The organism is Pseudomonas sp. P7759 (assembly GCF_013386445.1).
Classification (GTDB): domain Bacteria; phylum Pseudomonadota; class Gammaproteobacteria; order Pseudomonadales; family Pseudomonadaceae; genus Aquipseudomonas; species Aquipseudomonas azotoformans_A.
On the sequence record NZ_JACART010000016.1, the window covers coordinates 144496 to 167232 of the forward strand.

Annotated in this window: 17 protein-coding genes, 4 tRNA genes and 1 pseudogene; 7 read left to right on the top strand and 15 right to left on the bottom strand. The window is 60.0% G+C overall.

Translation table 11 applies throughout. The annotated features are described in order from the left end of the window. Window positions 1-169: 169 nt before the first annotated feature. The 9 genes from HX823_RS15350 to HX823_RS15390 form a co-directional block, all read right to left on the bottom strand. Window positions 170-442: an HU family DNA-binding protein gene (locus tag HX823_RS15350; protein ID WP_003174819.1), complete on the bottom strand. Its 273-nt coding sequence runs from the start codon at window positions 440-442 to the stop codon at window positions 170-172. A 149-nt stretch (window positions 443-591) separates the two neighbouring features. Next, the gene (lon, locus tag HX823_RS15355) at window positions 592-2988 is read right to left on the bottom strand and encodes an endopeptidase La (RefSeq protein WP_177075365.1); all 2397 of its coding nucleotides are present in this window, start codon (window positions 2986-2988) and stop codon (window positions 592-594) included. A gap of 174 nt (window positions 2989-3162) precedes the next feature. Then, entirely contained in the window at window positions 3163-4446 is a 1284-nt protein-coding gene (clpX, locus tag HX823_RS15360) for an ATP-dependent Clp protease ATP-binding subunit ClpX (protein WP_010209414.1), read from the bottom strand. Window positions 4447-4558: 112 nt separating this feature from the next. Next, the gene (gene clpP, locus HX823_RS15365) at window positions 4559-5194 is read right to left on the bottom strand and encodes an ATP-dependent Clp endopeptidase proteolytic subunit ClpP (protein WP_033903269.1); all 636 of its coding nucleotides are present in this window, start codon (window positions 5192-5194) and stop codon (window positions 4559-4561) included. Window positions 5195-5285: 91 nt separating this feature from the next. Next, complete coding sequence (gene tig / locus HX823_RS15370; protein WP_038848420.1) at window positions 5286-6596, bottom strand: trigger factor; 1311 nt, start codon at window positions 6594-6596, stop codon at window positions 5286-5288. A 401-nt stretch (window positions 6597-6997) separates the two neighbouring features. Further along, a tRNA-His gene (locus tag HX823_RS15375) sits at window positions 6998-7073 on the bottom strand. A gap of 77 nt (window positions 7074-7150) precedes the next feature. Beyond that, window positions 7151-7235: transfer RNA gene (locus tag HX823_RS15380), tRNA-Leu, on the bottom strand. 56 nt (window positions 7236-7291) lie between these two features. Continuing rightward, a tRNA-His gene (locus HX823_RS15385) sits at window positions 7292-7367 on the bottom strand. A 32-nt stretch (window positions 7368-7399) separates the two neighbouring features. Beyond that, a tRNA-Arg gene (locus HX823_RS15390) sits at window positions 7400-7476 on the bottom strand. Window positions 7477-7755: 279 nt separating this feature from the next. Here HX823_RS15390 and folD point away from each other — a divergent pair. Together folD and pbpG are read left to right on the top strand one after the other, a co-directional pair. Then, window positions 7756-8610 (top strand): bifunctional methylenetetrahydrofolate dehydrogenase/methenyltetrahydrofolate cyclohydrolase FolD, encoded by an 855-nt coding sequence (folD, locus tag HX823_RS15395; protein ID WP_061448970.1) that lies wholly within the window; start codon window positions 7756-7758, stop codon window positions 8608-8610. A gap of 207 nt (window positions 8611-8817) precedes the next feature. Beyond that, the gene (gene pbpG / locus HX823_RS15400) at window positions 8818-9741 is read left to right on the top strand and encodes a D-alanyl-D-alanine endopeptidase (protein ID WP_038848413.1); all 924 of its coding nucleotides are present in this window, start codon (window positions 8818-8820) and stop codon (window positions 9739-9741) included. Between the two features lie 123 nt (window positions 9742-9864). Here the strand turns inward: pbpG and HX823_RS15405 are convergent, their stop codons facing one another. After that, window positions 9865-10527, bottom strand: coding sequence for a C39 family peptidase (locus HX823_RS15405; RefSeq protein WP_177075367.1), 663 nt, complete (start codon window positions 10525-10527; stop codon window positions 9865-9867). Window positions 10528-10737: 210 nt separating this feature from the next. Between HX823_RS15405 and HX823_RS15410 the strand changes: the two genes are divergently transcribed. Then, window positions 10738-10899 (top strand): hypothetical protein, encoded by a 162-nt coding sequence (locus tag HX823_RS15410; RefSeq protein WP_177075369.1) that lies wholly within the window; start codon window positions 10738-10740, stop codon window positions 10897-10899. On the opposite strand, the gene HX823_RS15415 is transcribed toward HX823_RS15410, so the two are convergent. Continuing rightward, on the bottom strand, window positions 10896-11306 hold the full coding sequence (locus HX823_RS15415) for a hypothetical protein (RefSeq protein WP_038847668.1): 411 nt from the start codon (window positions 11304-11306) through the stop codon (window positions 10896-10898). The two genes, HX823_RS15410 and HX823_RS15415, sit on opposite strands and share 4 nt — an antisense overlap. 201 nt (window positions 11307-11507) lie before the next feature. On the opposite strand from HX823_RS15415, the gene HX823_RS15420 reads away from it, so the two are divergent. From HX823_RS15420 to HX823_RS15430, 3 genes and pseudogenes are all read left to right on the top strand, one after another. After that, on the top strand, window positions 11508-14729 hold the full coding sequence (locus HX823_RS15420; RefSeq protein WP_177075371.1) for an efflux RND transporter permease subunit: 3222 nt from the start codon (window positions 11508-11510) through the stop codon (window positions 14727-14729). Next, a complete protein-coding gene (locus HX823_RS15425) occupies window positions 14719-15885 on the top strand; it encodes an efflux RND transporter periplasmic adaptor subunit (RefSeq protein WP_177075373.1) in 1167 nt (388 codons plus the stop codon). Before HX823_RS15420 ends, HX823_RS15425 begins: the two co-directional genes overlap by 11 nt. Further along, a pseudogene (locus tag HX823_RS15430) lies at window positions 15869-17281 on the top strand (efflux transporter outer membrane subunit); the annotation flags it as partial. The gene HX823_RS15425 and the pseudogene HX823_RS15430, both read left to right, overlap by 17 nt. Here the strand turns inward: HX823_RS15430 and HX823_RS15435 are convergent. From HX823_RS15435 to HX823_RS15450, 4 genes are all read right to left on the bottom strand, one after another. Next, entirely contained in the window at window positions 17250-18089 is an 840-nt protein-coding gene (locus HX823_RS15435; RefSeq protein ID WP_177075375.1) for a TIGR03915 family putative DNA repair protein, read from the bottom strand. The pseudogene HX823_RS15430 and the gene HX823_RS15435 overlap by 32 nt on opposite strands. Beyond that, window positions 18086-19306 carry a putative DNA modification/repair radical SAM protein gene (locus HX823_RS15440; RefSeq protein ID WP_038847671.1) on the bottom strand — a complete coding sequence of 407 codons (1221 nt, stop codon included), beginning with the start codon at window positions 19304-19306 and terminating at the stop codon, window positions 18086-18088. Before HX823_RS15440 ends, HX823_RS15435 begins: the two co-directional genes overlap by 4 nt. A 66-nt stretch (window positions 19307-19372) precedes the next feature. Next, on the bottom strand, window positions 19373-20710 hold the full coding sequence (locus tag HX823_RS15445) for a lysine N(6)-hydroxylase/L-ornithine N(5)-oxygenase family protein (protein WP_016974872.1): 1338 nt from the start codon (window positions 20708-20710) through the stop codon (window positions 19373-19375). Between the two features lie 119 nt (window positions 20711-20829). Then, window positions 20830-21312, bottom strand: coding sequence for a sigma-70 family RNA polymerase sigma factor (locus tag HX823_RS15450; RefSeq protein WP_033903279.1), 483 nt, complete (start codon window positions 21310-21312; stop codon window positions 20830-20832). 255 nt (window positions 21313-21567) lie between these two features. Between HX823_RS15450 and HX823_RS15455 the strand changes: the two genes are divergently transcribed. After that, window positions 21568-22737 carry an efflux RND transporter periplasmic adaptor subunit gene (locus HX823_RS15455; RefSeq protein ID WP_038847676.1) on the top strand — a complete coding sequence of 390 codons (1170 nt, stop codon included), beginning with the start codon at window positions 21568-21570 and terminating at the stop codon, window positions 22735-22737.

Genomic DNA, 22737 nt, shown 5'->3' on the forward strand with positions numbered 1-22737 from the left:
ATATAAGAAAGGCGCATCCAAGGATGCGCCTTCTCGCAACTGGCGGAGCGGACGGGGGCTTTGGTTCTCCCCCCCGGCTTCGCGACCCGATGCATACGTGGGTCTGCTGCCGCTCCGCTCCCAGGTCGAACCTACGTTCGTCCCGGGTAGGTAAAGGCTGGATCGAGGCTTAGTTAACAGCTTCTTTCAGGGCTTTACCGGCTTTGAAACCTGGTTTCTTGGCAGCAGCGATCTGCAGTGCTTTGCCAGTCTGTGGGTTACGGCCAGTGCGAGCTGGGCGGTCAGTCACAGAGAAAGTACCGAAGCCTACCAGGACCACGGAGTCGCCGGCCTTCAGAGCGCCAGTGACGGATTCGATTACTGCATCCAGCGCACGGCCAGCAGCAGCTTTCGGGATATCAGCGGATGCAGCGATAGCATCAATCAGTTCCGACTTGTTCACTCTAAGTCCCCTTATATATCTATTGAGTATGATTCTAAGTTTTTTGGTGAAAGCAAAAACCAGTGCTGAATGGCCTACAGACACTTAAGAGCCGCTTTATAACAAGGGCTCTAAAAAGCTGTCAAGGAAGCCCCCCAGGCTTTAACACATTAATGCGTGCTAATTCTTTCCTTGGAATCAGACTCGCGTTTTTCGTCCTTGGCAACTATCTCCGGAGCCACATCCGGCAAGGGCTCCGGCGCGTATTGCAGCGCAATTTGCAGGACCTCGTCAATCCATTTAACCGGTTTAATCTGCAGATCCTGCTTGATGTTGTCAGGAATTTCCTTCAAGTCGCGAACATTCTCTTCAGGAATGATCACCGTCTTGATACCACCCCGGTGTGCAGCAAGCAATTTCTCTTTCAAGCCACCGATGGCCAATACCTGACCACGCAGGGTGATTTCCCCGGTCATGGCCACATCGGCGCGCACCGGAATGCCCGTCAATGCCGACACCAGGGCCGTGCACATGCCTACGCCAGCGCTAGGGCCGTCTTTCGGGGTCGCCCCTTCCGGCATGTGGATGTGCGTGTCGTGCTTCTCGTGGAAGTCCAGGGGGATCCCCAGGCTCTTGGCGCGGCTGCGCACCACGGTCTGCGCGGCGGTGATGGATTCAACCATCACGTCACCCAGGGAGCCGGTCTTGATCAGTTGACCTTTGCCAGGGATCACCGCGGCTTCGATGGTCAGCAATTCGCCACCCACCTGGGTCCACGCCAGGCCAGTCACCTGCCCTACCTGATCCTGCTGCTCGGCGAGGCCGTAGCTGAATTTACGCACGCCCAGGAAATGTTCCAGGGAGTCGGCCGTGACCTTCACCGAGAAGCGTTTTTCCAGTGCGTGCTCCTTGACCGCCTTACGGCAGATCTTCGCGATCTGGCGCTCCAGGCCCCGTACACCGGCCTCGCGGGTGTAGTAGCGCACGATATCGCGGATCGTCTCGACCTCAAATTCGATCTCGCCCTTCTTCAGGCCGTTGGCCGAAATCTGCTTGGGCGCGAGGTATTTGACGGCGATGTTGATCTTCTCGTCCTCGGTGTAGCCCGGCAGACGAATCACCTCCATCCGGTCCAGCAGCGCCGGCGGGATGTTCATGGAGTTGGAGGTGCACAGGAACATTACGTCGGACAGGTCGTAGTCGACTTCCAGGTAATGGTCGTTGAAATTGTGGTTTTGCTCGGGGTCGAGCACTTCCAGCAACGCCGAAGCTGGATCGCCACGCATGTCGCTGCCCATTTTGTCGATTTCATCGAGCAGGAACAGCGGGTTGCGCACACCCACTTTTGTCATCTTTTGAATCAATCTTCCTGGCATCGAACCGATGTAAGTGCGGCGATGACCACGGATTTCCGCTTCATCACGCACACCACCGAGGGCCATGCGCACGAATTTACGGTTGGTGGCATTGGCAATCGACTCAGCCAGCGAGGTTTTACCCACGCCAGGCGGACCCACCAGGCACAACACCGGACCGCGAATCTTCTTCACGCGCTTTTGCACAGCGAGGTATTCGAGGATGCGTTCTTTGACTTCTTCGAGGCCATAGTGGTCGGCGTCAAGAATGTCTTCGGCACGTGCCAGGTCCAGGCGCACTTTGGTCTGCGCCTTCCACGGCACTTGCACCAGCCAGTCGATGTAGGAGCGCACCACGGTGGCTTCGGCCGACATCGGTGACATCTGCTTGAGCTTGTTCAACTCGGCAGTGGCTTTGGTCAGGGCGTCTTTCGGCAGGCCGGCGGCGTCGATGCGTTTTTTCAGCTCTTCGATTTCGTTGTGGCCTTCCTCGCTCTCGCCGAGTTCTTTCTGAATGGCCTTCATCTGCTCATTCAGGTAGTACTCGCGCTGGCTGCGCTCCATTTGTTTCTTCACGCGACCACGGATGCGCTTCTCGACCTGCAACAGGTCGATTTCGGCATCCAGCAGCGCCAGCACGTGTTCGACACGCGCCGACAGGTCGATGATTTCGAGGATGTCTTGCTTCTGCTCGATCTTCAGCGCCATGTGCGCGGCCATGGTGTCGACCAGGCGGCTTGGCTCATCGATGCTGTTGAGGGAAGACAGGACTTCAGCCGGGACTTTCTTGCCCAGCTGCACATACTGCTCGAATTGCGAGAGCAAGCTGCGTACAAAAACTTCGGACTCGCGCTCAGGGGCCTCGACTTCGTCGATCAGCGCCACTTCAGCGCGCAGGTGGCCATCCACCTCCATGAAACGCTCGACCGCACCACGCTGCTCACCTTCCACCAGCACCTTGACGGTGCCATCTGGCAGCTTGAGCAGTTGCAGCACGGTCGCAATGGTACCGACGCGATACAGGGCTTCTTCGCCTGGATCATCGTCAGCAGGATTCTTCTGGGCCAACAGCAGGATTTGCTTGTCGCCCGTCATCGCGGCCTCGAGGGCTTCGATAGACTTCTCGCGCCCCACGAACAGCGGGATAACCATGTGCGGATAGACGACGACATCACGCAACGGCAGGAGAGGCAATTCAATGGTGGTCTTCATGATTTCGCCTCTATGACAGATGAAAAATAAGCTTGAAACCAAGATGGGGGCTGCATGCAAAAAAAACAAGCTTATTGCCAGCAGTTAAACGCAGTAAACGCCATGGGGTAAAAAACGTCGTAAAAACAAAGGGGCCCCTGGAGGCCCCTTGTTTATACCGAAACTGCGGAACGCTTACGCGTCAGGCGCAGCCTTGGCAGCCGGCTCACTGTTTTCGTAGATATACAGTGGCTTGGACTTACCTTCTATGACGCTTTCGTCGATCACCACTTTACTCACCTCGGACTGCGAGGGGATTTCGTACATGGTGTCGAGCAACACGCCTTCCAGAATCGAACGCAGGCCACGTGCACCGGTCTTGCGCTCCAGTGCCCGCTTGGCCACCGATTTGAGGGCATCGGTACGGAACTCGAGGTCTACACCTTCCATCTCGAACAACTTGGCGTACTGCTTGGTCAGGGCGTTTTTCGGCTCGGTGAGGATCTGAATCAGAGCAGCCTCATCCAACTCGTCCAACGTCGCCAGGACTGGCAGACGACCCACGAATTCCGGGATCAGACCGAACTTGACCAGATCGTCTGGCTCGACTTCACGCAGGGACTCGCCAACCTTCTTGCCTTCTTCCTTGCTGCGCACTTCGGCACTGAAGCCGATGCCGCCACGAGTCGAACGCTGCTGGATGACTTTTTCCAGGCCGGAGAACGCACCACCACAGATAAACAGGATGTTGCGCGTATCAACCTGAAGGAATTCCTGCTGCGGGTGCTTGCGGCCGCCTTGTGGCGGTACGGAAGCGACCGTGCCTTCGATCAGTTTCAACAGGGCTTGCTGCACGCCTTCACCGGAAACGTCCCGGGTGATCGACGGGTTGTCCGACTTGCGCGAGATCTTGTCGATTTCGTCGATGTAGACAATACCCATCTGGGCCTTCTCTACGTCGTAGTCGCACTTCTGCAGCAGTTTCTGAATGATGTTCTCGACGTCTTCACCCACGTAGCCAGCCTCGGTGAGGGTGGTAGCGTCGGCGATGGTGAACGGAACGTTCAGCAGGCGAGCGAGGGTCTCTGCCAGCAGGGTCTTACCCGAGCCTGTAGGACCGATCAGCAAGATGTTGCTCTTGCCGAGTTCAACTTCGTCGCCTTTCTTGTCACGCTGGTTCAAGCGTTTGTAGTGGTTGTACACCGCTACGGCCAGAACCTTCTTTGCACGCTCTTGACCAATCACGTACTGGTCAAGGATGCCGCTGATTTCTTTAGGCGAAGGCAATTTATGCGCGCTGCTTTCGGCCTGGGCTTCCTGCACCTCCTCACGGATGATGTCATTGCACAGGTCGACGCACTCGTCGCAGATAAAGACCGAGGGGCCGGCAATCAATTTGCGCACTTCATGCTGGCTTTTGCCACAGAAGGAGCAATAGAGCAGCTTGCCGTTGTCCTCGCCGTTGCGGGTGTCAGTCATTCGTTCGATCCAAATCCGATAGGCTTGCAACACAAGATGAAGGCTTATGCGGGCTTTTTCAAGCCCGCCAGTGGTCGGACATGCCGACCAGCCCTATTTTGAGCAGCTTATATTAAGCGGGGCGCTGGCTGATCACGTCGTCGATCAACCCGTATGCTTTCGCAGCTTCGGCACTCATGAAGTTGTCGCGGTTGGTATCGCGCTCGATTTCTTCCAAGGTGTGCCCGCTGTGCTTGGCCATCAACGTATTGAGGCGCTCGCGAATAAACAGGATTTCCTTGGCGTGGATTTCGATGTCCGACGCCTGGCCCTGGAAACCGCCCAGTGGCTGGTGAATCATCACGCGCGAATTCGGCAGGCAGAAACGCTTGCCTTCGGCACCGGCGGTCAGCAGGAATGCACCCATGCTGCAGGCCTGGCCAATGCACGTGGTCGAGACGTTCGGCTTGATGAACTGCATGGTGTCGTAGATCGACATACCTGCTGTCACCGAACCGCCCGGCGAGTTGATATAGAGATGGATGTCCTTGTCCGGGTTTTCCGCTTCAAGGAACAGCAGCTGCGCACAGATCAGGTTGGCCATGTAGTCCTCTACGGGGCCCACCAGAAAGATCACTCGCTCCTTGAGCAGGCGCGAGTAGATGTCGTAGGCGCGTTCGCCACGAGCGGACTGCTCGACAACCATCGGGACCAGGCCGCCAGCGGCCTGGACATCAGAGTTCTGCTGAATATAGGAATTACGGAACATGCTCTGCAGTTACTCCCAAATAGTCATGTCTTGAAAACGCATAAGCCAGCGCGAGGCTGGCTTATGGTTGTATTTCCAACGAGTTGGACAATCAGTCGGCTTGTGCTGCTTCCGCCGGTTTGACTGCTTCTTCGTAAGAGACCGCTTTATCGGTCACCTTAGCCTTCTGCAGAACAGTATCCACAACTTGTTCTTCCAGCACAACCGAACGCACTTCGTTCAGTTGCTGATCGTTCTTGTAGTACCAAGCCACGACCTGCTCTGGCTCCTGGTAGGCCGAAGCCATTTCCTGGATCATTTCGCGAACGCGGTCTTCGTCGGGTTTCAGGTCGAACTGCTTGACCACTTCAGCCACGATCAGGCCCAGCACGACGCGGCGCTTGGCTTGCTCTTCGAACAGCTCGGCCGGCAGTTGGTCAGGCTTGATGTTGCCACCAAACTGCTGAACAGCTTGAACGCGCAGACGATCCACTTCGTTGGACAGCAGGGCCTTAGGCACTTCGATCGGGTTGGCGGCCAGCAGACCGTCCATGACCTGGTTCTTGACCTTGGACTTGATGGCCTGACGCAGCTCGCGCTCCATGTTCTTGCGAACTTCGGTGCGGAAGCCTTCGATGCCGGTTTCCTTGATGCCGAATTGAGCGAAGAATTCTTCGTTCAGCTCTGGCAGCTTAGGCTCGGAAACGCTGTTGACGGTCACGGTGAACTCGGCGGCTTTGCCAGCCAGGTCCAGGTTCTGGTAGTCAGCAGGGAAGGTCAGGTTCAGAACGCGCTCTTCGCCGGCTTTGGCGCCAACCAGACCGTCTTCGAAGCCTGGGATCATGCGGTTGGAACCCAGCACCAGCTGAGTACCCTTGGCGGAGCCGCCAGCGAACACTTCGCCGTCAACCTTGCCAACGAAATCGATGTTCAGCTGGTCTTCGTTCTGGGCAGCGCGGTCGGCCACTTCGAAACGGGTGTTCTGCTTGCGCAGGATTTCCAGCATGTTGTCCAGGTCCGAATCAGCCACTTCGGCGCTCAGACGCTCGATTTCGATACCTTCGAAACCGGCCACTTCAAATTCAGGGAACACTTCGAATACAGCAACGTATTCCAGGTCCTTGCCAGCTTCCAGGGACTTAGGCTCGATCGAAGGCGAACCTGCTGGGTTCAGCTTGTGCTCGACAACAGCTTCGTAGAACGAAGCCTGGATCACGTCACCGACAGCTTCCTGGCGCGCATCGGCACCAAAACGGCGCTTGATTTCGCTCATTGGCACTTTGCCTGGACGGAAACCAGCGATCTTGGCCTTCTGGGCAGTCTGCTGCAGACGCTTGTTGACCGCAGTTTCGATGCGCTCAGCCGGCACGGTGATGCTCAGGCGACGCTCGATAGCAGTAGTATTTTCAACAGAAACTTGCATGGATATTCCTCGTTGCACAGACGTTAGCCGGCCATTTCCGACCCCAATCAAGGGCATGCATTCTAGTGGGTCAAACTCAAGAAGTCACCCTACTGCAAATACGCCCGAAAACAGCCGGCAATTTATCGGTACGAAGGCACGGATGCACCTCGCCCCGGTGACAAATACAACCCATCACGCCAGGGCTCTGCGCCGCCCCTTCTATATATAGAAGAAGTCGTCATCCATCTCCCTGACGGCCAACCCCGCAAACAGGGCTGGCAGGCAGCGCAGCATCATCGAGATACATAAATACGACGAAACGCCCTGCCATCGCGCCCCATTACCTGCAGCCGCTGGATATTTCGAACCGCTGAAACCAAAAAAGGCGCCAGACTGTTAAATCTGGCGCCTTTCGAATATGGGGTGGACGAAGGGGATCGAACCCTCGACAACGGGAGTCACAATCCCGTGCTCTACCAACTGAGCTACGCCCACCATATTGCGTTAACAAAGAAACCAAACCACTTCTTTGTCGAGCCCTGCCCTGCCTTTCGACGGGACCAAGCTTTATTTGGTGCGGATGAAGAGACTCGAACTCTTACGCCTCGCGGCGCTGGAACCTAAATCCAGTGTGTCTACCAATTCCACCACATCCGCGCTTGAAGCTCTTAAAGCAAAGGCGCCAGACGATTAATCTGGCGCCTTTTAAAATATGGGGTGGACGAAGGGGATCGAACCCTCGACAACGGGAGTCACAATCCCGTGCTCTACCAACTGAGCTACGCCCACCATATAGCGCTACTTGTGCCAAAGCTGCCTAATGGCGCACCCGGCAGGACTCGAACCTGCGACCATCCGCTTAGAAGGCGGATGCTCTATCCAGCTGAGCTACGGGCGCCTGATTAATCTGTACTCTTGGAGGATTACAAACTAAGTGCTTCCAGCCTTGCAGAACAACACGCTATTCTGCTCGACCTTCTTAACCAGTGCTAGGCTGTGCCCGACAAGTGCGACGAATAGTATAGACGCCCTCGAAACCCGTCAAATCTTTTTTGAAAAAAACTGATTTTATTTAAGGGGTTAGGGCAATTTGCAGACCAAGCGCCTTTGCCCTCACGTCCTGGCATGCGAGAATGCGCGCACTTTTCTTCCCCCTCTCGATGGTTAATCACGCGTAATGACTGCACAACTTATCGACGGCAAATCAATCGCCGCCAGCCTGCGCCAGCAGATCGCCAAACGAGTCACCGAGCGCAGCCAGCAAGGCCTGCGCACGCCTGGCCTCGCGGTGATCCTGGTCGGCAGCGATCCTGCCTCTCAGGTTTATGTCTCGCACAAGCGTAAAGACTGTGAAGAGGTCGGCTTTATTTCCAAGGCCTACGACTTGCCTTCCGAAACCACCCAGCAGGCCCTGACCGACCTGATCGACAGCCTCAACGACGACCCGAAGATCGATGGCATCCTGCTGCAACTGCCATTGCCCGAGCATCTGGACGCCTCCAAATTGCTGGAGCGCATTCGCCCCGACAAAGACGTCGACGGTTTCCACCCTTATAACGTCGGCCGCCTGGCCCAGCGCATCCCGCTGCTGCGCCCGTGCACGCCAAAAGGCATCATGACCCTGCTGGAAAGCACCGGTGTCGACCTGTACGGCCTCGATGCAGTTGTGGTCGGCGCCTCCAACATCGTCGGCCGCCCGATGGCCATGGAATTGTTGCTGGCCGGTTGCACCGTGACCGTCACCCACCGCTTCACCAAAGACCTCGCCGGCCACGTTGGCCGCGCCGACCTGGTTGTGGTTGCTGCCGGCAAGCCAGGACTGGTCAAAGGTGAATGGATCAAGGAAGGCGCCATCGTCATCGACGTGGGCATCAACCGCCAGGACGACGGTAAGCTGGTGGGCGATGTGGTGTACGAAACCGCCCTGCCCCGCGCCGGCTGGATCACCCCAGTACCGGGCGGCGTCGGCCCGATGACGCGTGCTTGCCTGCTGGAAAATACCCTGTACGCCGCAGAGACCCTGCACGCTTAATAACCCGGCGTACTTAAAAAGCCCTGCTTTAGCGCAGGGCTTTTTATTGCCCGCGATAAATCCTGTTTTTTCTTAGTTTTTAAGAACTTTCATCGGGTTCTAGAAGAACATTCGACAGTTTCTGATCCATACTCCTAAAATGTAACGGCATTTATCAAAAACCCGTTCTTGAACGGTATTTCCTTACTTTTTAGCGAGTTCATCCGCGTGAAAATTCGTCTTTCTCTCGTCAGCCTATTTTTTGCTATCACAGGCACCTTCGCGCACGCCGCCGAAACCACCCAGGCCCCGCGTGACACGTCCAAACTGCAAATCGCTTCCGGCAGCGCCATGCTGGTGGACCTGCAGACCAATAAGGTCATCTACTCCAGCAACCCTGACGTGGTGGTGCCCATCGCCTCGGTGAGCAAGTTGATGACTGGCCTGATCGTGCTGGAAGCCAAGCAGAACATGGATGAGTACATCGATATCAACATCAAGGACACGCCGGAAATGAAAGGCGTGTTCTCCCGCGTGAAAATCGGCAGTGAAATGCCGCGCAAAGAGATGCTGCTGATCGCCCTGATGTCCTCGGAAAACCGCGCCGCCGCCAGCCTGGCCCACCACTACCCAGGCGGCTACCCGGCGTTTATCGCGGCGATGAACGCCAAGGCCAAGGCGCTGGGCATGACCAGCACTCATTATGTAGAACCCACGGGCCTGTCGATCCACAACGTGTCCACCGCCCGTGACCTGAGCAAGCTGCTGGCCGCCGCGCGTCACTACCCGTTGCTGAGCCAGTTGAGCACCACCAAGGAAAAGACCGTGTCGTTCCGCAAGCCCAACTACACCCTGGGCTTCTCCAACACCGATCACCTGATCAACCGCGCCAACTGGGATATCAAGCTGACCAAGACCGGTTTCACCAACCAGGCCGGCCACTGCCTGGTGCTGGTGACCAGCATGGGCAACCGTCCGGTATCGTTGGTGATCCTGGATGCCTTCGGCAAATTCACTCACTTTGCCGATGCAAGCCGTATCCGCAATTGGGTCGAGACCGGCAAGAGCGGTTCGGTGCCGGATGTGGCGCTGCGCTACAAGGCCGACAAGAACCTGAAGAATCGCCCCAACGCTGCGGAAGCCCGTCGCTAAACACAATGCCTTAATGTGGGAGCGGGCTTGCTCGCGAATGCGGTGTACCAGTTAACACATTCGCTGACTGACACTGCGCTTTCGCGAGCAAGCCCGCTCCCACACTGGATAGCGGGTGTTTATTTATTTGCGTTCCGCCAACACCTTCAGCGCCTGCGCCGCCGCCCGCTCCTGCCCGGCTTGGGCCGTCGCATTCGCCGAGTCCCGCCACCGTTGTGCATCCACATTCGCCGGCAACTGGCTCGGGCGCTGGGTGAGGATTGCCCAACTGCCGGCGCTTTTCCATTTGGACTCAAAGTCGCTGAAGCTCATCGGCAAGCGCCGATCCATCCCCGAGCGCAACAACACCGTGCTTTTCTGCTGGTTGAACCCCACCACGACCACGTAGTGCGCGTCCGACCACAGCCCGCCGTCAATCCGCGCCATCACCGGATAGCCCGCCGCCACCTGGGCCAGCACTGCCGTCAGCTTGGCCTCCAGCGGATACACCATCAGCCCGTACTCACGCGCCAGCACCTGCATGTTGCGCTCAAGGTCGGCTTCACCGCCCGGCAGATGCAGCGGCTTATCCAACAGCCCCGGTGTCATGACAATGCCTTGTTGCGACAGCATGCTGGCTAAAGACGTAGGACCGCTCTGGTAAGCCTCGCTGCGAAAGGTCGGCACGCCATTGAGTTCGACGCGCTCCGGCAGGCCGGCCAGTCTCGACGGGGTGGAGGAACACGCCGCAAGGCCCAAGGCACACGCGAGGAACAAGGATGTTTTCAGGTTCGACCGTAACCGCAATTTTCTACTCTCTTGATCAACTGCCGGTAAGGGCCCTGATCATAGGACGCTCTGCCACGCGGGTATAGCCCGCAGGCTTAGTAAAGGACGCGGATAGAGCAAAGAAGTTGGACAGACACGACCATTGGTCAATAGCAGGCAACCGCCAGGTAGCTAGACTGTCCATTGAGAAGACTGTGTGTGCCCCCTGCGGGGCGAAAGGAGGCCCGAATGAGCCTTGCAACAACGATTATCCTGTTGATCTGCGGTTGGCTGGCGGTAGCCGGCGCCATGTTGTGGGGGGTGTTGCGCATCACCCGTCGGCACCATCACCCCCACGTCAAACCCGCTGCACCCGCCAAACCCCATAAGGTGGCGGTACATCACGCCTAGCCCGGCATGCAATTGAAGTCCTGAGTCGCCGCGACTTCCTTGCCGTGACCATCCATCAAGGATGCGCGCACGGTGGTGCCCAGGCTCGATTCCACCAGGGTGTAGTGCTCACCTGCCTTGAAATCCTTGTACTCGACCCGGCCTTGGCAGTCCTGCTGGTTGTCGTCGCCGGGCTCTTCTTCGAACAGCGTCACATCCAGGCGATGGTCTCCAGGCGTCACTTCAAAGAAACGTCCGTCATCCACGCGCTTGCCGTCAACGCGTTCGGCCATCAGGTCGTTGGGGGCCTCTTCTTTCAGACCGATCCACGCTTCGCTCGGGTCGGCCTTGGGGACCGGGCCGGCGCACGCCGACAACAACAGCACAGCACCGAGGGCGGGAATCAATAACAGAGGTTTGAGTGACATGGCAGGGCTCCAACAAATAGGGACGATGCGTCCGATGGGCTACAAGCTTGAGGAGCCACCCTTTGTAGAACAAATGAATACATATGAAACGATCTTCAGCCCCTTCCTAAATGTTCCTTCACCTGGCTGAAAGGTGCGTGTTAGGTGGGTCGGGCAAGACTGCCGGGGTTTGCAATCCTGCTCCCTCCGGAGGTTTCACGCATGCTCGGGCTGGTAAAGACCGCACTGCAAAAGCCGTACACGTTTATCGTGTTGGCTATATTCATCTGCATCATCGGGCCGATGGCGGCCCTGCGCACCCCCACTGACGTTTTCCCGGACATCGGCATCCCCGTGGTTGCCGTGGTCTGGCAGTACAATGGCCTGTCGCCGGACGCCATGGCCGGTCGGGTGATCTACACCTATGAACGCTCCCTGAGCACCACCGTCAACGACATCGAGCATATCGAATCGCAATCCCTGCCCGGCATGGGCATCGTCAAGATCTTCTTCCAACCCGGCGTGGATATCCGCACCGCCAACGCCCAGGTGACAGCGGTGTCACAAACCGTACTCAAGCAGATGCCACCGGGCATCACGCCGCCGCTGATCCTCAACTACAGCGCCTCCACGGTGCCGATTTTGCAGATGGCGTTCTCCAGCCCCAGCCTCTCGGAAGCCAAGATCCGCGACCTGGTGCAGAACAACATCCGACTGCCCCTGAGCGCCCTGCCCGGCTTGGCCATGCCGACGCCCATGGGCGGCAAGCAGCGCCAGATCACGTTGGACCTTGACCCACAGGCGCTGGCCGCCAAAGGCCTGTCGGCCCAGGACGTGGGCAACGCCTTGGCCCTGCAGAACCAGATCATCCCGGTGGGCACCGCCAAACTCGGCCCCAACGAATACACGATCCTGCTCAACAACAGCCCCAAGGCCATCGATGAGCTGAATGACCTGCCGATCAAGACCGTCGACGGAGCCTTGATCACCATCGGCCAAGTCGCCCACGTGCGCGACGGCTCGCCGCCGCAGACCAATATCGTGCGCGTCGACGGCCACCGTGCGGTCCTCATGCCAGCGCTGAAAAACGGCAGCATCTCCACCCTGTCGATCATCGACGGCATCCGCCAGATGCTGCCGCGCATCAACGAGACCCTGCCGCCGTCGCTGAAGACCTCGCTGCTGGGTGATGCCTCGGTGTTCGTCAAACAGTCGGTGGGCAGCGTGGCCCAGGAAGGCATCATTGCCGCGCTGCTGACCAGTGCGATGATCCTGCTGTTCCTCGGCAGTTGGCGTTCCACGATCATTATTGCCGCCTCGATTCCCCTGGCCGTGCTGTCGGCGATTGCACTGCTGGCGGTCAGCGGGCAAACCCTCAACGTGATGACCCTCGGCGGGCTGGCGTTGGCGGTGGGGATCCTGGTGGACGACGCCACGGTGACCATCGAAAACATCAACTGGCACCTTGAGCAAGGCAAGGCGGTGAAGACCGCGATCCTCGACGGCGCCGCACAGATCGTCGGCCCGGCGTTCGTCTCGCTGCTGTGTATCTGCATCGTGTTCGTGCCGATGTTTTTGCTGCAAGGCATCGCCGGTTACCTGTTCCGGCCGATGGCCCTGGCGGTGATCTTTGCCATGGCCAGTTCGTTCATTCTTTCGCGTACGCTGGTGCCGACCCTGGCGATGTTCCTGCTCAAGCCGCACACGCCGGAGCCAGGCGCCGGGCATCATCCGGAAGATGCATTCATCAACCACCACGAGGGCGAGCAGCACAAGAAACCGCGCAATCGCGTGCTGCAATCGGTGCTGAATTTCCAGCAGGGCTTTGAACGGCACTTCTCGAACATCCGCGACACCTACCATGGTCTGCTGACCTTGGCCTTGGGTAATCGCAAGGGCTTTATCGTCGGTTTCCTGGCTTGCGTGCTGGCGTCGTTCCTGTTGCTGCCGAGCCTCGGCCAGGACTTCTTCCCGGCCACCGACGCGGGTGCATTGGCCCTGCACGTGCGCCTGCCACTGGGCACGCGCATCGAAGAAAGCGCCGCCGCCTTCGACCGTATCGAAGCGCGGATTCGCGAGGTGATTCCCGCCGAAGAACTCGACACCATCGTCGACAACATCGGCATCCCGCTCAGCGGTATCGACATGGCCTACAGCAGCAGCGGCACCATCGGCCCGCAGGACGGCGACATCCAGGTCACCCTGAAAAAAGACCACGCGCCCACCGCCGATTACGTGAAGAAACTGCGCGAAGCCCTGCCGGAAAGCTTCCCCGGCAGCCACTTCGCATTCCTGCCAGCCGACATCAGCAGCCAGATCCTCAACTTCGGCGCCCCGGCCCCGCTGGACGTGAAAATCTCCGGACGCAGCGATGAAGAAAACCGCGCGTATGCGGTGGAACTGGAGCGACGCCTGCAACACGTACCCGGTATCGCCGACCTGCGCATCCAGCAGTCCACCGGCTACCCATCCTTGCAGGTCAACGTCGACCGCCTGCGCGCCAACGGCCTGGGCATTACCGAGCGTGATGTGACCAACAGCATGGTCGCCTCCCTCGCCGGCAGTTCCCAAGTGGCACCGACCTTCTGGCTCAACCCCGCCAACGGCGTGTCCTACTCGATCGTCGCCGCCACCCCGCAATATCGCCTCGACAGCCTGCCTTCGCTGGAAGCGCTGCCGGTGACCGGCGCCGATGGCCAGTCGCAGATCCTTGGCGGCGTGGCCACCATCTCCCGTGTGCAAAGCCCGGCAGTGGTGACCCATTACAACATCGAACCGACCCTGGACCTGTACTCCAACGTGCAAGGTCGTGACCTCGGCGGCGTGGCCCGTGATGTGCAGAAAGTGCTGGATGACACGGCGTCCATGCGCCCCAAAGGCGCGGTGATCAGCCTGCACGGGCAGATCGATGCGTTGCACGAAGCCTTCAGCGGCTTGAGCTTTGGCTTGCTTGGCGCGGTGGTGCTGATCTACCTGCTGATCGTGGTCAACTTCCAGTCGTGGGTCGATCCGTTCGTGATCATCACCGCCTTGCCGGCCGCACTGGCGGGGATCGTGTGGATGCTGTTCCTCAGCGGCACCTCGTTGTCGGTGCCCGCCTTGACCGGCGCGATCCTGTGCATGGGCGTGGCCACCGCCAACTCGATCCTGGTGGTGAGCTTCTGCCGTGAACGTCTGGCCGAACATGGCGATGCGCTCAAGGCCGCGCTGGAAGCCGGTTACACGCGCTTTCGCCCGGTGTGCATGACCGCCCTGGCGATGATCATCGGCATGTTGCCCCTGGCGATTTCCGAGGAGCAAAACGCCCCGCTCGGCCGCGCGGTGATCGGCGGCCTGATCCTCGCCACCACCGCCACTCTGTTATTTGTCCCCGTGGTCTTCAGCCTGGTCCACGGCCGTCACCCTACTCGCGCCACTGCTGGAGAAACGTCTCATGTCGTCTGATCACAAACCCTCGCGCAAGCGTCTGATGCTCATGGGTGTCGGCGGCCTGACCCTGGCCGCCCTGTTGGTCGCCAACGGCCTGCACGCCCGCACGCTGCACGAACAATCGGTCACCGCCTGGACCGAAACCGCCGCCGTCCCGCAGGTGATGGTGTTCCAACCGCAGCAGAATGCCGCCGGCGACACCCTGCGCTTGCCGGCGCACCTGGAAGCCTGGAGCAAGGCGCCGATTCACGCCCGCGTCAACGGCTACTTGAAAGACTGGAAAGCCGACATCGGCACCCAGGTCAAAGCCGGGCAAATCCTTGCCGAGATCGACAGCCCCGACCTGGACCAGCAACTGGCGCAAACCCATGCACGGCTGATACAGGAACAGGCCAACGCACGCCTGGCCGAAACCACCGCGACGCGCTGGCAAAACCTGCTCGCCAGCCATTCGGTATCGCGCCAGGAGGCCGATGAAAAAACCTCCAACGCCGCCGCCGCAAAAGCCAACGCCGAAGCCGCCGCTGCCGACTATGCGCGGCTGTCCGCACTGGAAAGCTACAAGACGATCCGCGCGCCGTTCGCCGGCACCATCACCGCACGCAACACCGATATCGGCCAATTGATCAAGGCCGACACCGACAGCGATCCCGAGCTGTTCAACATCGCCGACACCCATCAATTGCGCCTGTATGTGCCCGTGCCGCAGAACTACGCGGCGGTCATCCACCCCGGCCTTGAAGCCGAGCTGACCGTGCCCGAACACCCCGGAGAACACTTCAAGGCGCGCCTGATCGGTGATTCCACCGCCATCGACCGCCGTTCCGGCACCCTGCTTGCGCAGTTCGTGGCCGACAACCCTAATGGCGAATTGCTCCCCGGTGACTACGCCGAAGCCACCTTGCCGATTCCGGCGGATACCCATGGCGTGAGCATTCCGGCCAGCGCGTTGATCTTCCGTGCCCAAGGCACCGAAGTAGCGGTATTGGACGCGCAGAATCACGTGCACCTGCAGGACATTCACATCGGCCTGGACCTGGGCGAACGCCTGGTCATCGACCAAGGCCTGAAACCCGCAGACCGTGTGGTCGACAACCCTCCAGACGCCCTGCGTGAGGGCGATCCGGTACAACTGGCCGCCGCCGGAGGTGCGCATGCGCCTAAGGCTTAAACCCCTGGCAGCGCTGATGCTGCTGGCGTTGCAGGGCTGCTCGATGGCGCCGACCTACAAGGTGCCTAACGTTGACCTACCGACCGCCTACCGCGAACAGACCAGCGAGGGTCCCTGGCACAGCGCGCAACCGTCCGATCAATTGGCCCCCGAATGGTGGACGCTCTACCAGGATTCGCGCCTGAACGACCTGCAACAGCAACTGCTCAAGGCCAACCCCGACTTGGCGGCGGCACTCGCGCACTTCGATGCGTCCCAGGCCTATGCCAGCCAATTGCATGCGGGGTTGTTCCCGCAGATCACCGCCAGCGCGCAGCCATTGCGCCAGCGGCAATCGGACTCGCGGCCGCTGCGAGGGGATACGCAGCCATCGGTGTACAACAGCAACACCGCAGGGTTTTCACTGAGCTACGACCTGGACCTGTGGGGCAAAATCCGCAACCAGGTGGCGGCCGGTGATGCACAGGCACAGGCGTCCGGCGATGATTTGGCGGTGGCGCGCTTGAGCCTGCAACATCAGTTGGCGACCTTGTACGTGCAGCTCAACGGGCTGGATGCCCAAGCGCGGATTCTGAGCACTTCGCTGGATGATTTCAGCCAGGCATTGCAACTGACTCGCAGCCGATATGAGGGCCAGATTGCGTCGGAGCTCGACCTGACGCGCGCGCAGAATCAGTTGGCCGAAGCCAAGGCGCAATGGGATGAAGTGCAGGGCCAACGCAACCTCACCGAACATGCGATAGGCGAATTGGTGGGCGTGGCCGCCAGCAATTTCAGTTTGTCGCCAAGCGAGAGGTTGATTGCGCTGCCGGGGATTCCTTCGCAGCTACCGAGCCACCTGCTGCAACGTCGGCCAGATATCGCGTCGGCGGAACGCCGGGTGTTTGCAGCCAATGCCAATATCGGCGTAGCCAAGGCCGCGTGGTACCCGGACTTCAGCCTGACCGGGCTCATCGGTGGGCAGACGCAAGGCGTCGGCAATCTGCTGTCGGCGGGCAATCGCTATTGGGCGCTGGGTCCACTGGTCAATTTGCCGATCTTTGATGGCGGCCGCTTGAGCGCCAATGAACGCCAAGCCAAAGCCGAGTTTGAAGAAGCCTCGGCGCACTACCGCAGCCATGTGTTGAAAGCCGTGCGCGAAGTCGAGGACAACCTGGCGCAACTACGAGACCTGCAACAGGAAGCCCAGGATGAGCAAGCGGCGGCGGATGCAGCGCAACACACACAAACGCTGGCGATGAACAGCTACGAGGCCGGCGCGGTAAGCTACCTGGACGTGGTCACCGCACAGACGGCAGCCCTGCAGGCACAACGCACGTTGCAGGCGGTACAGACCCGTCAGTTGCAGGCGAGCGTGGGGTTGGTCACCGCGCTCGGTGGGGGTTGGCAATCTGGCGACCCGGCTTTGCCCCAATCAATTTTGCCTGCCCGTCCTTCTGCTTCCCCGTCCGCGCCTCAGTGATCAAACCCGGAATCAACTTGCCCTCGGGCAGGTTTTTCCAGAACCGGATCGGCAGATGCCCCTCCATCACCTTGGGGTTCAAGCGCGCCGGGTTGAAGATGTGGCTGTAATAGGTCAGCCACATCGCACTGTGGGGGTCCTCGACATTCTGTGCCAGCTGGCGCCACGCCTCGGGGCACTCGCGCTGATGAACAAGCTGCTCGCCGTCGTAATACACCCCATCCAACGGCGTGGCGATCATCCAGCGATGACGCCCCATTCGCCCGACAAAATGCTGGCTGGCCGATTTCAGGATGTCGTGGGCCGGCTCATGCCAGGCCACATATTCCGGCAACTCCAGCCCCGCCCCAGCCGGTAGCGCGACAAATCGCACAAACGCATGCAGATGGTGCGCCTCGCGACTGACCTGCTTGATCCGCCGCTGCAACTCACTGCCCAGCTTGTCCCCCGCCAGCATCGCCGTGCGGTCACCATGACTGACGCGCCACAACACTTCATACAACAGGCTCCAGCGCTGGTCCCCGTGGTAGCAGGCCGCCGACTCCAGCAATTCCAGCAGGGCCTTGGGCACCCGCGTCTGGTAAGGCCCCAAGCCTTCGGGAATCGGTTCGTCGGTGGCAAACAGGTCCGCCACCTCAGCCTCGCCCCAGCTCACCTGGCTGGGGTCGACCTGATGACTCAGCAGCCAGCGCGCCTGCTCGCGCCAGGTGCTGAACAGGTTGTTGCACTCCAGGCTGATCATCCCCACAAGCCCATTTGCTGCGGCTGCGGACGGTCGCGCAATTGCTCGCGCAACAACACGCTGGTGCTGTCGGCCTGTTGCGGATGGTAGTCGCTGGTGATGAAAAACGGCTTGGCCTTGGCCAGCACACACCGCATGCGCGCCAGGTCTTCGAAGCGGATCTTGCGCTCGCGGCGCAGGTCCACCAGGCGCTGGGTAGTGCGCAGGCCAATGCCTGGGATACGCGCGATCAAGGTCGGTTCGGCGCGGTTCAGGTCCAGGGGGAACACCTCACGGTTTTCCAGGGCCCAGGCCAGCTTGGGGTCGATATCCAGGGCCAGGTGGCCGGGGCCTTGGAAAAGCTCGTTGGCGCTGAAGCCATAACTGCGCAGCAAAAAATCCGCCTGGTACAAGCGGTGCTCGCGCATCAAGGGCGGTGCTGCCAGGGGCACGCTTTTCGGGCTGTTGGGAATGGGGCTGAACGCCGAGTAGTAGACGCGGCGCAGCTTGAAGTTGCCGTACAACGCCTCGGCGCCGTGGAGGATCGTGCTGTCATCGGTGTCATCGGCACCCACGATCAGTTGCGTGCTCTGCCCGGCCGGGGCAAAACGCGGCGCGCGCGGTTCGTTGCGGACCGTCTGCTCGCCGGTGTAGATGGTCTGCATGGCCTGCTTGATCGACACGATCTTTTTTTCCGGCGCCAGGGTCTGCAGGCTGGCCTCGGTAGGCAGTTCGATGTTCACGCTCAGGCGATCGGCATACTTTCCGGCTTCGGCGATCAGCGCCGGATCGGCGTCGGGAATGGTCTTGAGATGGATGTAGCCGCGAAAGTCATGCTCTTCGCGCAGCAATTTTGCGACCCGCACCAGCTGTTCCATGGTGTAGTCGGACGAACGGATGATGCCGGAACTGAGAAACAGCCCGCTGACGCAATTGCGCCGGTAGAAATCCAGGGTCAGGGTAACCACCTCCTCCGGGCTGAAACGCGCACGGGGCACGTCGCTGGAGCGGCGGTTGACGCAGTACTGGCAGTCGTACAGACAGAAGTTGGTGAGCAACACCTTGAGCAGCGACACACAACGCCCGTCCGGCGTATAGCTGTGGCAGATGCCCATGCCATCGGTGGAACCCAGCCCCGCCTTGCCCTCGGAGCTACGCTTGGGCGCGCCACTGCTGGCGCACGAAGCATCGTACTTGGCGGCGTCGGCGAGGATGCTGAGTTTTTCGATCAACTGCATGGAGGGTTACCGATACTGGTTTTTTGTACAGTATCAGCCAACCCTCCGGGTCACAAGTGCAGCCTGTCAGCTTGCCGTGGCGAGCAACAGGTCCTGCACCGAGCGCCCCTTGCCGCGCCCACGGTCCAGCGCATATAACGACGCCGCAATCTCATCCGCACGAATCGGCAATACCGACAGCAAAGTATCGCTCAAGCCGTGGCTGGCCTGGCTGAAGCCTTGGATGTAGATACCGGCGTTGCAACGCTCGTCAGTGACGATGCGGTAGTCACGCGCCACCTCGAAGTCACCCAGGTAATCTTCCAGCGGCGCGAGCAAGGCGCGGTGCGTCTGGCGCTCGTAGCCAGTGGCCAGGATCACCGCGTCGTAGTGATTGATGCTGGTATCGCCGTTGGCGTTGTTGCGCAGCACCAGTTCGATGCCCAGCGGGCCTGGGGTGGCCTTCTCGACCACGGTCATGGTGCGGAACGCCTGGCGCGCGATGCCGGAGACTTTCTGGCGGTAGAAGATGCCGTAGATGCGCTCGATCAGGTCCAGGTCCACCACCGAATAGTTGGTGTTCTGGTATTCGGCGACCAGACGCTCACGCTCGGCGCCCTCTTGCTGGAAAACCAGGTCGGTGAAGGCCGGCGAGAACACTTCGTTGACGAACGGGCTGTCGTCGGCGGGCTTGAGCGCCGAACCGCGCAGGATCATGTCGACCTGCACCGACGGGAAGCTGTCGTTCAGGTCGATGAAGGCTTCTGCCGCGCTCTGGCCACCGCCGATGATGGCGATGCGCATGGCCTTGCCCTCGACACACGGCTGGCTGGCCATGCGCTCCAGGTATTGGGAATGGTGGAACACCCGACTGTCGCCCTTGAGCGCCTTGAATGCTTCAGGAATGCGCGGCGTGCCGCCAGCGCTGACCACCACCGAACGGGTGGTGCGCACATGTTGCTCACCCAGCGCATCGCGGGAAATCACGCGCAGCGCTTCAACCTGCTGCTGGTGCAGGATCGGCTCGATGGCCAGCACTTCCTCGCCATAGCGCGCCTGGGCCTGGAACTGCCCGGCGACCCAGCGCAGGTAGTCGTTGTACTCCATGCGGCACGGGTAGAAGGTGCCCAGGTTGATGAAGTCCACCAGGCGGTCGTGGGCTTTGAGGTAGTTGACGAAGGAATACGGGCTGGTGGGATTGCGCAAGGTCACCAGGTCCTTGAGGAACGAGATCTGCAGTTCGCTCTGGGTCACCAGGGTATTGCCGTGCCAGCGGTAGTCAGCCTGTTTGTCGAGAAACAGCACGTCCAGTTTGCCCTGGGCCTTTTCGCGCTCCTGCAGGGCGATGGCCAGCGCCAGGTTCGAAGGGCCGAAACCGATACCGATCAGGTCGTGAACCGCGGGCGAAGCAATTGCCTGTGTCATTCCAGTGTCCTCTGGATAAGCCCCTTGGCGGTGGGGCGGGAATACCTTCAAGACCTGAACAACAGGCCGTGTGTTGATAGGAAACGAGGACAGTGAAATAAAATTTAACTGATCATTGATCAGTGCGCTTCCCACTCGCGCATCCGCACCCGGCAGTGCTTCATGGCGTTGACGATGTGTTTTTCCACCAGGGCGCGGGAAATGCACAGGCGTTCGGCGATCTGCAGGTGGGTCAGGCCTTCGAGCTTGCGCAGCAGGAAGCTGTCGCGACAGGCCGCCGGCAGCTCGGCCAGCGCGCGTTCGAGCAGTTCCAGGCGCTGGCCGTGGTCGTGACTGGTATGGGGCGAACTGCTGGCGAAGCACTCTTGCGCATCCAGCACGTCCAGGGGTTCGACCTGGCGCAAGGCGTTGCGCCGATGGCCGTCGATCACCAGGTTGAGCGCGGTGCGGTACAAAAAGGCACGGGGTTGTTCGATCGGCGTATCGCTGGAACGCTCCAGCACCCGGACATAAGCGTCATGCACCACATCCTCGGCCACCTGACGGTTGCCCAGCTTGGCGTTGAGGAAACACACCAGCTCGCGATAGTAGTTTTCCAACATGACTCCCGACCGCCGGGTGGCGGCATTAGGTCCTTGGGTGCAAATAAAGACAGCCTTCAGGTGATGGCAGTTTGAGTGCGTGCAATTTATAGTAATTCTCATCTACTTTTAAAGCAGACTTGCATCAACGGACGATTTTTTTCTTCAAAGGAGCTGTAACTGCTTATGTAACTGCCTAAATCCCCGCGCAATTCCCTCGTTTACTTGTCAGCTCCCCGCAACTGCGGTCCGAACTTTCCTGGCTGGAACCAAAGCATGAAACGCCCTCGACCTGCCCGACGCGCCTTGCTTGTTATCGCGTGCCTGATCCCCATTATCGCCATCGCGGCCTGGCAAGTGCTGCCACCGGGGCGTGACACCCTCACCACCGTCACCGTCACCCGCGGCAGTATCGAAAACAGCGTGACCGCCCTGGGCACCCTGCAGCCGCGCCGTTACGTGGACGTGGGCGCCCAGGCCTCCGGACAGATCCGCAAGATCCACGTCGAGGCGGGCGACCAGGTCCAGGAAGGCCAACTGCTAGTGGAGATCGACCCTTCCACGCAAAAAGCCAAGCTGGATGCCAGCCGCTACGCCATCGAAAACCTCAAGGCCCAGTTGCAGGAGCAAAAGGCCCAGCACGAACTGGCGCGCCAGAAGTACCAGCGCCAGCAACGCCTGGCCGCCGGCAACGCCACCCGCGAAGAAGACGTGCAAACCGCCAAGGCCGAACTGAGCGCCACCCAGGCGCGGGTCGACATGTTCCAGGCGCAGATCCAGCAAGCCCAGGCCAGCCTGCGCAGTGACGAAGCGGAATTGGGCTACACGCGCATCTACGCGCCGATGACCGGTACCGTGGTGGCGGTAGACGCGCGGGTCGGCCAGACCCTCAACGCACAGCAGCAGACGCCGCTGATCCTGCGCATCGCCAAGTTGTCGCCGATGACCGTGTGGGCGGAAGTCTCGGAAGCCGACATCGGCCACGTCAAACCGGGCATGACCGCCTATTTCACTACCCTGAGCGGCGGTAACCGGCGCTGGACCAGCACGGTGCGCCAGATCCTGCCGATCCCGCCCAAGCCGTTGAATGAAACCCAGGGCAGCGGCAGCCCCAACAGCACCAGCAAAAGTGGCAGCGGCCGCGTGGTGCTGTATACCGTGCTGCTGGACGTGGACAACAGCGACAACGCCTTGATGGCCGAAATGACCACCCAGGTATTTTTCGTCGCCAGCCAGGTCAAGGACGCCCTCACCGCGCCGGTCGCCGCGTTGTCGGGCACGGCCAATGCCAACCAACAGATCGCCCAAGTCGTGGGCAAGAATGGCCGCATCGAACAACGCCAGGTGCAGGTGGGCATCAGCGACCGCCTGCGCGTCCAGGTGCTCGACGGCCTGAACGAAGGTGATCAACTGCTGATCGGCCCGGCCAACGGCAACGGGGGTTGA

Bases quoted from the DNA above. Each gene is read 5' to 3' on its own strand.
- lon (WP_177075365.1), bottom strand. From the start codon at position 2,988: ATGAAGACCACCATTGAATTGCCTCTCCTGCCGTTGCGTGATGTCGTC.
- clpX (WP_010209414.1), bottom strand. From the start codon at position 4,446: ATGACTGACACCCGCAACGGCGAGGACAACGGCAAGCTGCTCTATTGC.
- clpP (WP_033903269.1), bottom strand. From the start codon at position 5,194: ATGTTCCGTAATTCCTATATTCAGCAGAACTCTGATGTCCAGGCCGCT.
- tig (WP_038848420.1), bottom strand. From the start codon at position 6,596: ATGCAAGTTTCTGTTGAAAATACTACTGCTATCGAGCGTCGCCTGAGC.
- folD (WP_061448970.1), top strand. From the start codon at position 7,756: ATGACTGCACAACTTATCGACGGCAAATCAATCGCCGCCAGCCTGCGC.
- HX823_RS15410 (WP_177075369.1), top strand. From the start codon at position 10,738: ATGAGCCTTGCAACAACGATTATCCTGTTGATCTGCGGTTGGCTGGCG.
- HX823_RS15415 (WP_038847668.1), bottom strand. From the start codon at position 11,306: ATGTCACTCAAACCTCTGTTATTGATTCCCGCCCTCGGTGCTGTGCTG.
- HX823_RS15420 (WP_177075371.1), top strand. From the start codon at position 11,508: ATGCTCGGGCTGGTAAAGACCGCACTGCAAAAGCCGTACACGTTTATC.
- HX823_RS15425 (WP_177075373.1), top strand. From the start codon at position 14,719: ATGTCGTCTGATCACAAACCCTCGCGCAAGCGTCTGATGCTCATGGGT.
- HX823_RS15435 (WP_177075375.1), bottom strand. From the start codon at position 18,089: ATGATCAGCCTGGAGTGCAACAACCTGTTCAGCACCTGGCGCGAGCAG.
- HX823_RS15440 (WP_038847671.1), bottom strand. From the start codon at position 19,306: ATGCAGTTGATCGAAAAACTCAGCATCCTCGCCGACGCCGCCAAGTAC.
- HX823_RS15445 (WP_016974872.1), bottom strand. From the start codon at position 20,710: ATGACACAGGCAATTGCTTCGCCCGCGGTTCACGACCTGATCGGTATC.
- HX823_RS15450 (WP_033903279.1), bottom strand. From the start codon at position 21,312: ATGTTGGAAAACTACTATCGCGAGCTGGTGTGTTTCCTCAACGCCAAG.
- HX823_RS15455 (WP_038847676.1), top strand. From the start codon at position 21,568: ATGAAACGCCCTCGACCTGCCCGACGCGCCTTGCTTGTTATCGCGTGC.